We start from the raw sequence: 13,093 nt of genomic DNA, 5'->3' as shown, positions 1-13,093 counted from the left end.
TCAGGCTCCTCGTGAAATCACAACGACCACCAGCACCGCCAGCTCGATAACCGCCAGACGGCGGAACAGCGCGGGTACGGCAGCGCTCTGCCAGCCGGGTACCCAGCGCACCGGGTTCAGCCAGTGGCGCAGCTTCAGCACGGCGGCAAAGTTCTCTTTCACCGGCATAGCGAAACCGTGGGCGGTGATGACCATCGACTGTTCGTGTTCGTAGCCGCAGGCCCATGCTGCACCGCGCGAGCGGGAGGTGAGCCGGTCGCGTTTGAAGAACAGCATCAGCACCAGCGGCAGCAGCGGTGCGCCTATCAGCAGCAGCGCGATCATGGGCTGGGAAACGGTGGTGTTCGCCGCGGTCAGCGGCAGCGGAATGGCATTGCCCAGCAGCGGCAGCAGCCACGGTGCGGCGACGCCGCCCGCGATGCAGCACAGCGCCAGCGCGACCACGCTTACGCCCATCAGTAGCGGTGCGCAGCAGGCGTTCTCAGCCTCACGCGTACGGGGTGCACCGAGGAAGGTCACGCCATAAACTTTCGCCATGCACATCACCGCCAGCGCCCCGGTAATCGCCAGCCCGACCGCCAGCAGCGGGCCGAGCAGACGGGCGATAAACGCCTCGCTCTGACCGAGGGCGAAAAAGGACTGATAGATCACCCACTCCCCGGCAAAGCCGTTCAGCGGCGGCAGCGCGGCCATCGCCATCAGCCCGACCAGCATCGCCAGCGAAATCACCGGCATTTTTTTGCCAATCCCACCGAGCTTTTCGATATCCCGATGGCCGGTGCGGAACCAGACGCTGCCCGCCCCGAGGAACAGGGTGCTTTTAAACAGGCTGTGGTTGATCAGGTGATAAAGACCGCCGATAAAACCGGCCGCAATCAGCGCCGGTTGATTCAGCGCCAGCCCGGTCACGCCCGCGCCAATGCCGAGCAGAATGATGCCGATATTCTCCAGCGTGTGGTACGCCAGAAGACGCTGGATATTGTGCTCCATCAGCGCGTACAGGCCGCCGACGAAGGCGGTGATCATGCCCGCAATCAGCAGCACCACGCCCCACCACAGCGGCGGTTGTCCGCCGGTCAGCGTAATCGCCAGGATCCCAAACAGACCGACCTTCATTACCACCACCGAAAACAGCGCGGCGGCGGGCGCGGAAGCATTCGCATGCGCCTGCGGCACCCAGCCGTGCAGCGGAATGATGCCGGCGAGCAGGCCAAAGCCGAGCACGCCCAGCAGCCAGACGTCATTCCCCAGCGGATGCCCGTTAAGCGCAGCGAAGTCCAGCGTGCCGAAGCGCTGCCACACCAGCCAGCAGGCCAGCGCCAGCAGCAGCGTCCCGAGGCGTCCCAGCGCAAACCACAATTTCCCGGAGGCGCTACAGCCCGTCAGGAACACGCCGCAGAGCGCCATGATCTCCGCCATCACCACCAGCGCGCCGAGGTTGCTGGCGGTAACGGTACAGACCGCCGTCGCCATCAGCAGGTTCACCAGCAGGCCGTTGGCTTTAGCGTGCGGGTGGCGATGCCACTCGATATTGAACAGGCTGATAAATAGCCCGCACAGGCCAAACGTCACCAGCCAGAGGGCGTTCAGCGGCGTAATCTCAACGGTGTGGCGAACCAGCGGTATGAGGGTGTCAACGGATTGTCCGCCGAGCAGAACAACGCCGCCTGCCGCCAGCGTCAACAGGCTACCTGCCGCCCCGCCGATCCCGGCAACTCCGCCGCTCAGGGTTTTATGGAAGGAGAAGATCGGCGCCAGAATAGCTGCGGCAATAAAACAGGCTACTGCGCCGGTAATCATCATGGCCGCGTTCATTTCGCCCCCTCGTTAAGCGCCTGTAGCAGAGAAAGGTCGCCAAAATCACTGTTGATGGTCAGCTCGCGCTTGCGCTTGCTGGTACGGGCGATGTCGCGAATGTTAACAAGAATCAGCGCTTTCGTCGGACAGGTCCGTACGCAGGCCGGGCCCTGTTCATCGAAGCTGCACAGGTCGCACTTCACCGCCACGGCACGGATGCCGGGCACCCAGTCCAGCAGTGTGCTGACGCGTGCAGGCGCCGGCGGCGCGGGCGGGGCTTTAGGCGAGTTGGCATTGGCCGGAATATGCAGCGGGCGGCTGCCGGAAAATTCAATTGCGCCGAACGGGCAGGCAATGCCGCACAGCTTGCAGCTTACGCACAGGCTTTCGTTCAGCTGGACAGCACCATCCACGCGGGTGATGGCATTTACAGGACAGACGCCCGCGCACGGGGCATCTTCACAGTGATGGCAGAGCTGCGGGGCAGACTCTTTTTCATTACGCATGACGTGCAGGCGCGGCATGGACTGCAGCCCATGCAGGCGATGTGTTTCCGAACACGCCGCCTCACAGGTTCGACAGCCAATGCAGACCGTCGAGTCAGCAATTACAAAACGGTTCACCGGGTTATCCTCTGGTGATAGTCATTTTTGTCGAAAAGCTGTCTTGTCGACACTTCTCGACACGCATGGGTCAGGCCACGTTCGCTGAGGCATTTCCATCCATCAGCTGCTTCAGGTTGACCGGAAGATCGTGCTCAACGGCGGCGTACAGGCCGTTATAAACCGGCGCGATTTTTTCCAGATAATGCTCCAGCACCTGCTGGCGATCGCGGTTGCTGACGTGGCCGTCCACCATGCCGTCGGCCATCAGCTGCGCCTTCGCAATACACTGTTTTTCGCCGTCTTTTGTCTCGAGGTAGTACTCAATGGTGTGGCTGTTGAAGTTATCCGCCAGGGTCACGTTGATGGTGAAATGGCCGAAGAGGACAAAGCGCATATCCCCCTGCGCCGCGCAGCTCATCGCGTGGTGAAGACGCGCTTTCGACAAGGTAATGCCCTGAACCAGCGAGTTGCAGTAAAGGTGCCACTGGTCCTGTAACTGTTGATGACGCTGCGCGATGTAATCTGCTTTTTCGCTGATTTCCCAAATAGTCATAGAAGGTATCCGTTTAATGGAGATAGCGGCTGTTAAGCAGATTCCATGCCAGTTTTTATTTTGCTGATTTTAAAGGGATTAAACTGAAAAACCGCTGTCAACACCGCGGTGTCGACGTGTCATTTCGACAGCGTTGACATCGTCACGCCTTAACAAAAATCAAGCTGGCACTGTTATTGCATTACCGGGGCAATTCATTGAGGAGGCGTCATGCACGAAATCACCCTCTGCCAGCGGGCTCTGGAACTTATCGAACAGCAGGCAGTGCAAAACCACGCGAAGCGCGTCACCGGCGTCTGGCTGAAGGTCGGAGCGTTTTCCTGCGTCGAGACCAGCGCCCTGACCTTCTGTTTTGAGCTGGTCTGCCGCGGCACGCTGGCGGAAGGCTGCGAACTGCATATTGAAGAACAGCAGGCGGAGTGCTGGTGCGAGCAGTGTCAGCAGTACGTCACCCTGCTGTCATCGAAGGTACAGCGCTGCCCGCAGTGTCAGAGCGGCGGTCTGCGCATCGTGGCGGATGACGGCATGCAGATCCAACGCCTCGAAATCGAGAAGGAGTAAAGTATGTGTAGTACCTGCGGTTGCGCCGAAGGCAACCTGTATATAGAAGGGGATGAACACCGCCCCCACTCCGCGTTTCGCTCCGCGCCCTTTTCACCCGCCCCACGCCCTGCGGCAGCCCTGACCGGCATTACCTTTGCGCCGCAACGCTCCGATGCGGGCGACCTGCATTACGGCCACGGCGAAGCAGGCACCCACGCGCCGGGCATGAGCCAGCGCCAGATGCTGGAGGTGGAAATCAACGTGCTGGACAAAAATAACCAGCTCGCCGCCCGCAACCGCGCCCGCTTTGCCACCCGCAAACAGCTGGCGCTGAACCTGGTCTCCAGCCCCGGTTCCGGTAAAACCACGCTGCTGACCGAAACGCTCAAGCGCCTGAACGGGCGCGTCTCCTGCGCGGTGATCGAAGGCGACCAGCAAACCGTTAACGACGCGGCGCGCATTCGCGAAACCGGCACCCCGGCGATTCAGGTCAACACCGGCAAAGGCTGCCACCTGGATGCGCAGATGATTGCCGACGCCGCCCCGCGCCTGCCGCTGGCAGATAACGGCATCCTGTTTATTGAAAACGTTGGCAACCTCGTCTGCCCGGCGAGCTTCGACCTCGGCGAACGACACAAGGTGGCGGTGCTTTCAGTGACCGAAGGCGAAGACAAGCCGCTGAAGTACCCGCACATGTTTGCCGCCGCGTCCATCATGCTGCTGAACAAAGTCGACCTGCTGCCGTACCTGAATTTCGACGTGGATAAGTGCCTGGCGTATGCCCGCGAGGTGAATCCGGAGATTGAGATCCTGCTGGTCTCCGCCACGCGCGGCGACGGCATGGACGGCTGGCTACACTGGCTGGAGAGCGAACGATGTGCATAGGCGTACCGGGACAAATTCACGCCATCGACGGTAATCAGGCCAAAGTCGAGGTTTGCGGCATCCTGCGCGACGTCGACCTGACGCTGGTGGGCAGCACCGATGAAAGCGGCGCTTCGCGTCTCGGACAGTGGGTGCTGGTCCACGTGGGGTTTGCCATGAGCGTGATTAACGAAGCGGAAGCCCGCGACACGCTCGACGCCCTGCAAAATATGTTCGACGTAGAGCCTGACGTGGGCGCGCTGCTGTACGGCGAGGAGCGGTAATCATGCGTTACGTTGATGAATACCGCGCGCCGGAGCAGGTGCTGCAGCTTATCGGCCTCCTGAAAACGCGCGCAGCGCGGCTGGACTACACGAAAGAAAGGCCGCTGCGGATCATGGAGGTGTGCGGCGGGCACACGCACGCGATCTTCAAATTTGGCCTCGACCAGCTGCTGCCGGAGAACATTGAGTTTATCCACGGCCCCGGCTGCCCGGTCTGCGTGCTGCCGATGGGGCGCATCGACAGCTGTATTGAAATTGCCAGCCAGCCCGACGTCATTTTCTGCACCTTTGGCGACGCGATGCGCGTGCCGGGGAAAAATGGTTCGCTGCTACAGGCGAAAGCGCGCGGCGCAGACATCCGGATCGTCTATTCGCCGATGGATGCCCTGACGCTGGCAGCGGATAACCCCGCGAGCAAGGTGGTGTTTTTTGGCCTGGGGTTTGAAACCACCATGCCCGCCACCGCCATCACGCTGCAGCAGGCGAAAGCACGCGGTGTCGATAACTTTTTCTTCTTCTGCCAGCACATTACGCTCATCCCCACCCTGCGCAGCCTGCTGGAAGAGCCAGGCAACGGCATTGACGCCTTTCTGGCACCGGGCCACGTCAGCATGGTGATTGGCACAGACGCCTACGGTTTTATCGCTGAACAGTACAATCGTCCGTTAGTGGTGGCTGGTTTCGAACCACTTGATCTACTGCAAGGTGTCACCATGCTGGTTGAGCAGAAAATAGCGGCCCTGAGTACCGTGGAAAATCAGTACCGCCGCGTGGTGCCGGATGCGGGAAATGAACGAGCGCAGCAGGCGATAGCCGACGTGTTTAGCGTTGAGGGCGACAGCGAATGGCGCGGCCTGGGGCTGATTGCTGAATCCGGCGTGCGCCTGACGCCAGCCTATCGCGCGTTCGATGCCGAAGCGCATTTCCGCCCGCAGCCGCAGCAGGTTTGCGACGATCCCCGGGCACGCTGTGGCGAGGTGCTCACCGGCAAATGCAAACCGCATCAGTGTCCGTTATTTGGCAATACCTGTAATCCGCAAACGGCGTTTGGGGCGCTGATGGTCTCCTCCGAAGGGGCGTGTGCCGCGTGGTATCAGTATCGCAACCAGGAGAGTGAAGCATGAATACGGTTGAAATGGCGCACGGCAGCGGCGGACAGGCGATGCAGCAGCTGATTAACCGGCTGTTTATGGAGGCCTTTAACAACCCCTGGCTCGCCGAACAGGAAGACCAGGCGCGCATTGACCTCGCCACCCTCACCGCCCAGGGCGACAGGCTGGCCTTCTCCACCGACAGCTACGTCATTGATCCGCTGTTCTTCCCGGGCGGCGATATCGGCAAGCTCGCCGTCTGCGGCACGGCGAACGACGTCGCCGTCAGCGGCGCCATCCCGCGCTACCTCTCCTGCGGGTTTATCCTTGAAGAGGGATTACCGATGGAGACGCTCACGGCCGTGGTCAACAGCATGGCGCAGACCGCGCGCGAGGCGGGGATCGCGATCGTCACCGGCGACACCAAAGTGGTGCAGCGCGGCGCGGCCGACAAGCTGTTTATCAACACCGCCGGCATGGGCGCGATCCCTGCCGATATTCACTGGGGGGCGCAGCGCCTCAGCGCGGGCGACGTGCTGATCGTGACCGGCACGCTGGGCTGCCACGGGGCGACCATCCTGAACCTGCGCGAGGGCCTGGGGCTGGACGGCGAACTGCGCAGCGACTGCGCGGTACTCACCCCGCTGATTCAGACGCTGCGCGGTATTCCCGGCGTGAAGGCCCTGCGGGATGCCACGCGAGGCGGTGTCAACGCCGTGGTCCATGAGTTTGCGGCAAGCTGCGGATGCGGGATTGAACTCACCGAGCGCAGCCTGCCCGTTAAGCCCGCCGTTCGTGGGCTTTGCGAACTGCTGGGGCTGGACCCGCTCAACTTTGCAAACGAAGGCAAGCTGGTGATTGGCGTTGAACGGGCCGCGGCACAAGCCGTTCTTGAACAGCTGCAGGCTCATCCGTCAGGAAAAGAGGCGGCAATAATTGGTGAAGTGGTTGAGCGCAAAGGGGTGCGCCTGACCGGACTTTATGGCGTGAAGCGCACGCTGGATCTGCCGCACGCTGAACCCTTACCCCGTATTTGCTAGGCCGCGCCACAAGCGACCAGCATGGATTTTTTGCTCGTTTCTACTGGAAAGCACTATGCCGTATACACCGATGAGCGATCTTGGACAGCAGGGCCTGTTTGACATTACGCGCACACTTTTACAGCAGCCCGATCTCGGTGCGCTGAGCGATGCCCTGACGCGGCTGGTCAGGCAGTCGGCGCTGGCCGACAGCGCCGCGATTGTACTGTGGCATAGCGGAACGCACCGCGCGAGCTACTACTCAACGCGTGACAATGGCAAAACGTTTGAATACGAAGACGAAACGTATCTCGCGCATGGCCCGGTGCGCCGCATTCTCTCCCGACCTGAAGTGCTGCACTGTAACTTTGAGGAGTTCCGGCAGGCGTGGCCGCGGCTCGCGGAGAGTAACCTCTATCAGCCGTTCGGGCATTACTGCATGCTGCCGCTGGCAGCAGAGGGTCAGATTTTTGGCGGCTGTGAGTTTATCCGCACGACCGACCAGCCCTGGAGCGAGGCGGAATACGAACGCCTGCACACCTTTACCCAGATTGTGGCCGTCGTTGCGGAGCAGATCCAAAGCCGCGTGACCAATAATGTGGATTACGACCTGCTGAGCCGCGAACGCGACAACTTCCGCATTCTGGTCGCCATCACCAACGCCGTACTGTCACGGCTCGATATGGACGAGCTGGTCAGCGAAGTGTCGAAAGAGATCCATCACTATTTCAAAATCGATGCCATCAGCATCGCGCTTCGCGGCCATCGCAAGGGCAAGCTGAACATCTACTCTACGCATTATCTGGATGAAGCCAACCCGGCACACGAGCAGAGTGAAGTGGATGAAGCGGGGACCCTTTCGGAGCGGGTCTTCAAAAGCAAAGAGATCCTCCTGATCAACCTCAACGAACAGGATCCGGTGGCACCGTACGAGCGGATGCTGTTTAACACCTGGGGCAATAAAATTCAGACCCTGTGCCTGTTGCCGCTGATGTCCGGCAACACCATGCTGGGCGTGCTTAAGCTGGCGCAGTGCGAGGAAGGCGTCTTTACCACCGCCAACCTGAAGCTGCTGCGACAGATCGCCGAGCGTATTTCCATCGCCCTGGATAACGCCCTCGCCTATCAGGAAATTCATCGTCTGAAGGAGCGGCTGGTGGATGAGAACCTGGCCCTGACCGAACAGCTCAACAACGTGGACAGCGAGTTTGGTGAAATCATCGGACGTAGCGACGCCATGTACAACGTGCTCAAGCAGGTTGAGATGGTGGCGCAAAGCGACAGCACGGTACTGATTCTGGGCGAAACCGGTACGGGTAAAGAGCTGATTGCCCGCGCCATCCACAACCTGAGCAACCGCAACAGCCGTCGGATGGTGAAGATGAACTGCGCCGCGATGCCCGCAGGGCTGCTGGAAAGCGACCTGTTCGGCCACGAACGAGGTGCCTTTACCGGGGCAAGCAGCCAGCGGCTGGGCCGGTTTGAGCTGGCGGACAAAAGCTCGCTGTTCCTCGATGAAGTGGGCGATATGCCGCTGGAGCTACAGCCGAAACTGCTGCGCGTCCTGCAGGAGCAGGAGTTTGAACGTCTTGGCAGCAACAAGCTTATCCAGACTGACGTGCGGCTGATTGCCGCCACCAACCGAGACCTGAAAAAGATGGTCGCCGACCGCGAGTTCCGCAGCGATCTCTACTATCGCCTGAACGTCTTCCCGATCTTCCTGCCGCCGCTGCGCGAGCGCCCGGAAGATATTCCCCTGCTGGTCAAAGCGTTTACCGCCAAGATCGCGCGTCGGATGGGTCGAAATATCGACAGCATTCCTGCCGAGACGTTACGTACCCTTTCATCGATGGAGTGGCCCGGCAACGTGCGCGAGCTGGAAAACGTCATCGAGCGTGCGGTGCTGCTGACGCGCGGGAATGTCCTGCAGCTCTCCCTGCCTGAAGTGACGCTGCCTGACGTGAGCGTGCCCGCCGCCGAGACAGCGAAAGAGGGAGAAGATGAATATCAGCTCATTATGCGCGTACTCAAAGAGACCAACGGCGTGGTCGCCGGGCCAAAAGGTGCCGCCCAGCGTTTAGGGTTAAAACGCACTACCCTGCTGTCGCGCATGAAACGTCTCGGGATCGATAAAGAGAGCCTGGTTTAAGCCCCTCAATCCGGCGGTGTTGCTCTGACACCGCCTTTCGTTACCCTGCGCAATTGTCCCTCATTGACACAAAATCGTTTCCTCTGTATAAAATTCCGCCTTAATAATGAGTTTCATTTGCATCAATAATAATATTAATCAAGGGTAGCGTTTCATGAAGAAGGTCATCTGCGCGTTAGGCCTGGCGGTTGCGTCGGTCAGTTCTGCTCTGGCAACCACATATCCTCTCACCATTGAAAACTGTGGCTATAAAGAGACATTCACCAAAGCGCCGGAACGCGTCGTGGCCCTGGGTCAGAATACCGTCGAAATCTTGCTCCTGCTGGGGCTGGAAGATAAGGTGAAGGCCAGCGCCTTCTGGCCGACGAAAGTGTTGCCGCAGCTCGCGGAACAGAACGCAAAAATCAAAACCCTGACGGTCGAAATCCCTACCCTTGAATCCGTGCTTGCGCAAAATCCCGACTTTGTCCCCGCCCAAACGCCGCTGTTGCTGGGGCCGGAAAGCAAGGTCGCAAAACGCGACGATCTGATGACCCTGGGCGTGAACAGCTACGTGTCCCCGGGCATGTGCGCGACCAAAAAAGCCACGGGCGATATGTACGGCAGCCGCCAGAAACTGTGGGATATGACGTATCTCTATCAGGAGATTGAGGATTTCGCCAAAATCTTTAACGTTGAAGACCGCGGTCAGGCCGTGATTGCCGATTTCAAAAAACGTGAGGCCGACCTGCGTAAGGAATTCGGCAAGAACAAAAAAGACCTCTCGTTTGTCTTCTGGTTCTCCAGCTCATCCCCCTCTGCGGACGCCTACGTAGGCGGTAAAAATAGCCCCTCCGGGTTTATTGCGAGCCTGATGGGCGGGCATAACGCCATCACCTCCAAGACCGAATGGCCAACCGTGGGTTGGGAGAGCATTATTGCCGCCAATCCGGATGTGATTGTGGTCTCCAGCCTGGACCGCAACCGCTGGGCGCTGGATAACGCGGAAGAAAAAATCAAATTCCTGAAGAGCGATCCGGCCGTCAGCCAGCTGGACGCGGTGAAAAAAGGCCACATCGTGGTGATGGACGGTCAGGCCATGAACCCGACGATTCGCACGATTTACGGGGCTGAGCAGGTCGGCGAACAGCTCAGAAAGCTGGGGCTGAACTGATGACAATCGCCGTTCTTCAGGCCCGGCAGAGCCTGGTTCTGACGACCTCGGCTTTGCTCGCCCTGGTACTGCTATTTCTGGTGATCGCCCTGAGCGTCAGCGTCGGCGAGCTGTCCATCCCGCTGGATAACGTGTTTTACGCCATCAGCAATAAAATGGGGCTCACCGAGGTTCCGCTCACTCGCATCTATGAAAGCGTCATCTGGGACTTTCGCCTGAGCCGCGCGCTGGTGGCGGCCTGCTGCGGCGCGGGGCTGGCCATCTGCGGTGCCGTATTGCAGAGTTTGCTGAAGAACGCGCTGGCGGAACCCTACGTGCTCGGCGTGTCCGCGGGCGCGTCGACCGGTGCGGTTTCTGTTGTCGTATTGGGGATCGGCACCGGTGCGGTCTCCCTTTCTGCCGGTGCCTTCGCCGGGGCATTCGCCGCGTTTGCATTTGTCGCGTTTCTGACGAACGGCGCGCGCGGCGGGAATGAACGTACTATTCTGGCAGGCGTCGCCGCCTCGCAGCTTTTCAACGCCATTACCGCCTACACCATCAGCACCTCCGCCAGCGCCCAGCAGGCGCGCGACGTGATGTTCTGGCTGCTGGGCAGCTTCAGCGGCGTACGCTGGCCTGAATTCCAGCTGGCACTGGTCGTGGTGCTGATTGGGTTAGCCATTTGCCTCTACTATTCCCGGGCGCTGGATGCCTTTACGTTCGGTGACGACGCCGCCGCGTCGCTGGGCATTGCCGTTCCCTGGGTGCGCCTGGCGCTCTTTACCACCACCGCGCTGATTACCGCAACCATCGTCAGCATGGCGGGGTCAATCGGCTTTGTCGGGCTGGTGGTGCCGCACGTGATGCGTTTCCTGTTCGGGCCGCTGCACCGCACGCTACTGATTGCCAGCGCGCTGGCAGGCGCGATCCTGATGGTGCTGGCAGACATTGCCTCACGCATGCTGATTGCACCGCAAAGCCTGCCCGTCGGCGTGGTCACCGCGCTGGTTGGCGTCCCCTTCTTTGCCGTGATTATTTACCGTTCAAGGAATAAGTAATGAGCATCTGCGCGGAAAATATTACCTGGAAGGTCGGCAAAAAAGTCATCGTTAATGACGTCTCGCTGAAGGTGTCACGGGGCGAAACGGTAGGACTGCTTGGCCCTAACGGCTGCGGTAAATCCTCTCTTTTACGTATCCTCGCGGGGCTGCGTCGCCCGGATGCTGGCTGCGTCACCCTGGACGGACAGGACATTACCCGCATCGCCAAAAAACAGCTTGCCCGCCGGGTCGCCTTCGTGGAACAGCACGGCATGACTGACGCCAACATGCGCGTGCGCGACGTGGTGAAACTTGGACGTATTCCGCACCACTCCGCCTTTTCCAACTGGAGCACGCACGATGACGAGACCGTCACCGCCGCTCTGCAGCGCGTGGATATGCTGGATAAAAGTGACCAGGGCTGGCTGAGCCTCTCCGGCGGTGAACGTCAGCGCGTCCACATTGCCCGCGCGCTGGCCCAGACCCCGACGGAAATCCTGCTGGATGAACCGACCAACCACCTGGACATTCATCATCAGATGCAGCTGATGCAGTTGATCAGTGAATTACCGGTCACCAGCATTGTCGCCATCCACGATCTCAACCACGCCTCGATGTTCTGCGACTCGCTGATTGTGATGCAGAAAGGGCACATTGTGGCGACGGGAACACCGCAGGACATCCTGTCCGAGTCGCTGCTCTGGGACGTCTTCCGGGTCAAAACCAAAATTGAGATCTCACCATTCCATGGCAAAAAGCACATTCACTTTATCGTTTAGGGGCGAGTGAACAACGATGCCCCTTCGCCCTGCCACCACGCTCTGGCCGCCCGTCTTACTGGGTAGCCAGTTTGTTTTTAACATTGGCTTTTACGCTGTTGTTCCCTTCCTGGCGATATTCCTGCGCGACGACATGCTGCTCTCCGGCGGGCTGATCGGGCTGATCCTCGGCCTGCGCACCTTCTCTCAGCAGGGGATGTTTATCGTCGGCGGTGCGCTCTCGGACAGGTTTGGCGCGAAAGTCGTTATCCTGAGCGGCTGTATTGTTCGCGTTGCGGGGTATCTGCTGCTGGCGTTCGGAGGATCGCTGTGGCCGATTATTCTGGGCGCGTGTCTGACAGGCGTGGGCGGCGCGCTGTTTTCTCCGTCGATTGAAGCATTGCTGGCGAAAGCGGGCACGCACAGCGAGGCGAAAGGTAAACGAAGCCGGGCGGAGTGGTTCGCGCTCTTTGCGGTCTGCGGGGAACTCGGTGCGGTACTGGGCCCGGTTGCCGGCGCCCTGCTCACCGGCCTGGGCTTTCGCCAGGTGGCGCTGGCGGGCGCAGGGGTCTTTATCGTTGCGCTGGTGGTGCTCTACTTTTGCCTGCCCGCGTCGCGCCACGCCTCGCGGACGCTGAAGCTCGTTCCCTGGTGGACGACGTTCCGCCAGCCGCGCTTTGTCGCCTTTATTATTGCCTATAGCTCGTGGCTTTTGAGCTATAACCAGCTCTATCTGGCGCTGCCGGTAGAGATCCAGCGTTCCGGCGGTAACGAGAAAGATCTCGGCCCGCTTTTTATGCTGGCCTCTGTCCTGATCGTGGCGTTACAGCTGCCGCTGGCGCGTTTCGCCCGGCGCGTGGGCGCGGTGAGGATCCTGCCGGTGGGCTTTTTGCTGCTCTCCGCCGCCTTTGCAAGTGTGGCAATGTTTGCGTCGACGGCACCGCCAGAGGGCTGGCTGCGCCTGCTGCCGTCGGTCTGTTTCGTGACGCTGTTGACGCTGGGGCAGATGCTGCTGGTACCCTCGGCAAAGGATCTGATCCCAAGGTTTGCCGAAGAGTCCACGCTGGGGGCGCACTATGGCGCACTCGCCACCGCTGGCGGAGTCGCGGTCCTGACGGGGAATTTGCTGTTTGGCAGTCTGTTGGATCGCGCCCTGGTGCCCTCCACGCAGGCGATGCTTCCCTGGCTGCTGCTGGCCCTCTTCCCGCTCTGCAGCGCGCTGGCCATGAACGTGATTTGCCGCCCGCTCAGAAGCTGA

General features: G+C 60.3%; 13 protein-coding genes. 10 read left to right on the top strand and 3 right to left on the bottom strand.

Annotated elements, in window-relative coordinates; all coding sequences use genetic code 11:
• From hycC to hycA, 3 genes are all read right to left on the bottom strand, one after another.
• Positions 1-1,815, bottom strand: coding sequence for a formate hydrogenlyase subunit 3 (hycC, locus tag ACMGGE_RS21580; RefSeq protein ID WP_420294134.1), 1,815 nt, complete (start codon positions 1,813-1,815; stop codon positions 1-3).
• A complete protein-coding gene (locus ACMGGE_RS21575) occupies positions 1,812-2,420 on the bottom strand; it encodes a 4Fe-4S dicluster domain-containing protein (RefSeq protein ID WP_023308971.1) in 609 nt (202 codons plus the stop codon). Before ACMGGE_RS21575 ends, hycC begins: the two co-directional genes overlap by 4 nt.
• A gap of 70 nt (positions 2,421-2,490) precedes the next feature.
• Positions 2,491-2,955: a formate hydrogenlyase regulator HycA gene (gene hycA / locus ACMGGE_RS21570; protein ID WP_032653166.1), complete on the bottom strand. Its 465-nt coding sequence runs from the start codon at positions 2,953-2,955 to the stop codon at positions 2,491-2,493.
• Between the two features lie 210 nt (positions 2,956-3,165).
• On the opposite strand from hycA, the gene hypA reads away from it, so the two are divergent.
• The 10 genes from hypA to ACMGGE_RS21520 all read left to right on the top strand — a co-directional run bounded on the left by hypA (position 3,166) and on the right by ACMGGE_RS21520 (position 13,093).
• Complete coding sequence (gene hypA, locus ACMGGE_RS21565; protein ID WP_039265546.1) at positions 3,166-3,516, top strand: hydrogenase maturation nickel metallochaperone HypA; 351 nt, start codon at positions 3,166-3,168, stop codon at positions 3,514-3,516.
• Positions 3,517-3,519: 3 nt separating this feature from the next.
• Entirely contained in the window at positions 3,520-4,383 is an 864-nt protein-coding gene (gene hypB, locus ACMGGE_RS21560; protein WP_048029230.1) for a hydrogenase nickel incorporation protein HypB, read from the top strand.
• Positions 4,374-4,646 carry a HypC/HybG/HupF family hydrogenase formation chaperone gene (locus ACMGGE_RS21555; protein WP_047650282.1) on the top strand — a complete coding sequence of 91 codons (273 nt, stop codon included), beginning with the start codon at positions 4,374-4,376 and terminating at the stop codon, positions 4,644-4,646. Before hypB ends, ACMGGE_RS21555 begins: the two co-directional genes overlap by 10 nt.
• 2 nt (positions 4,647-4,648) lie before the next feature.
• A complete protein-coding gene (gene hypD / locus ACMGGE_RS21550) occupies positions 4,649-5,770 on the top strand; it encodes a hydrogenase formation protein HypD (protein WP_420294133.1) in 1,122 nt (373 codons plus the stop codon).
• Complete coding sequence (hypE, locus tag ACMGGE_RS21545; protein ID WP_196352702.1) at positions 5,767-6,777, top strand: hydrogenase expression/formation protein HypE; 1,011 nt, start codon at positions 5,767-5,769, stop codon at positions 6,775-6,777. The genes hypD and hypE overlap by 4 nt, the downstream gene beginning before the upstream one ends.
• Positions 6,778-6,832: 55 nt before the next feature.
• The gene (flhA, locus tag ACMGGE_RS21540) at positions 6,833-8,905 is read left to right on the top strand and encodes a formate hydrogenlyase transcriptional activator FlhA (RefSeq protein WP_048224598.1); all 2,073 of its coding nucleotides are present in this window, start codon (positions 6,833-6,835) and stop codon (positions 8,903-8,905) included.
• A 154-nt stretch (positions 8,906-9,059) separates the two neighbouring features.
• Positions 9,060-10,058 carry an ABC transporter substrate-binding protein gene (locus tag ACMGGE_RS21535; protein ID WP_420294132.1) on the top strand — a complete coding sequence of 333 codons (999 nt, stop codon included), beginning with the start codon at positions 9,060-9,062 and terminating at the stop codon, positions 10,056-10,058.
• On the top strand, positions 10,058-11,095 hold the full coding sequence (locus ACMGGE_RS21530) for a FecCD family ABC transporter permease (protein WP_045908496.1): 1,038 nt from the start codon (positions 10,058-10,060) through the stop codon (positions 11,093-11,095). The genes ACMGGE_RS21535 and ACMGGE_RS21530 overlap by 1 nt, the downstream gene beginning before the upstream one ends.
• Positions 11,095-11,856: an ABC transporter ATP-binding protein gene (locus ACMGGE_RS21525; RefSeq protein ID WP_045908495.1), complete on the top strand. Its 762-nt coding sequence runs from the start codon at positions 11,095-11,097 to the stop codon at positions 11,854-11,856. The genes ACMGGE_RS21530 and ACMGGE_RS21525 overlap by 1 nt, the downstream gene beginning before the upstream one ends.
• 16 nt (positions 11,857-11,872) lie before the next feature.
• Positions 11,873-13,093: an MDR family MFS transporter gene (locus ACMGGE_RS21520; protein WP_063622358.1), complete on the top strand. Its 1,221-nt coding sequence runs from the start codon at positions 11,873-11,875 to the stop codon at positions 13,091-13,093.

Source organism: Enterobacter sp. BNK-22, from assembly GCF_048684805.1.
Taxonomy (GTDB): Bacteria; Pseudomonadota; Gammaproteobacteria; order Enterobacterales; family Enterobacteriaceae; genus Enterobacter; species Enterobacter quasiroggenkampii.
The sequence above is the reverse complement of the archived record's forward strand: the minus strand, read 5'-3'. Positions and strand labels throughout refer to the sequence as shown.

Coding starts and splice junctions, on each gene's coding strand:
- ACMGGE_RS21555 (WP_047650282.1), top strand. CDS start 4,374: ATGTGCATAGGCGTACCGGGACAAATTCACGCCATCGACGGTAATCAG.
- hycC (WP_420294134.1), bottom strand. CDS start 1,815: ATGAACGCGGCCATGATGATTACCGGCGCAGTAGCCTGTTTTATTGCC.
- ACMGGE_RS21520 (WP_063622358.1), top strand. CDS start 11,873: ATGCCCCTTCGCCCTGCCACCACGCTCTGGCCGCCCGTCTTACTGGGT.
- hypB (WP_048029230.1), top strand. CDS start 3,520: ATGTGTAGTACCTGCGGTTGCGCCGAAGGCAACCTGTATATAGAAGGG.
- ACMGGE_RS21530 (WP_045908496.1), top strand. CDS start 10,058: ATGACAATCGCCGTTCTTCAGGCCCGGCAGAGCCTGGTTCTGACGACC.
- hypD (WP_420294133.1), top strand. CDS start 4,649: ATGCGTTACGTTGATGAATACCGCGCGCCGGAGCAGGTGCTGCAGCTT.
- ACMGGE_RS21525 (WP_045908495.1), top strand. CDS start 11,095: ATGAGCATCTGCGCGGAAAATATTACCTGGAAGGTCGGCAAAAAAGTC.
- hypA (WP_039265546.1), top strand. CDS start 3,166: ATGCACGAAATCACCCTCTGCCAGCGGGCTCTGGAACTTATCGAACAG.
- hycA (WP_032653166.1), bottom strand. CDS start 2,955: ATGACTATTTGGGAAATCAGCGAAAAAGCAGATTACATCGCGCAGCGT.
- ACMGGE_RS21535 (WP_420294132.1), top strand. CDS start 9,060: ATGAAGAAGGTCATCTGCGCGTTAGGCCTGGCGGTTGCGTCGGTCAGT.
- flhA (WP_048224598.1), top strand. CDS start 6,833: ATGCCGTATACACCGATGAGCGATCTTGGACAGCAGGGCCTGTTTGAC.
- hypE (WP_196352702.1), top strand. CDS start 5,767: ATGAATACGGTTGAAATGGCGCACGGCAGCGGCGGACAGGCGATGCAG.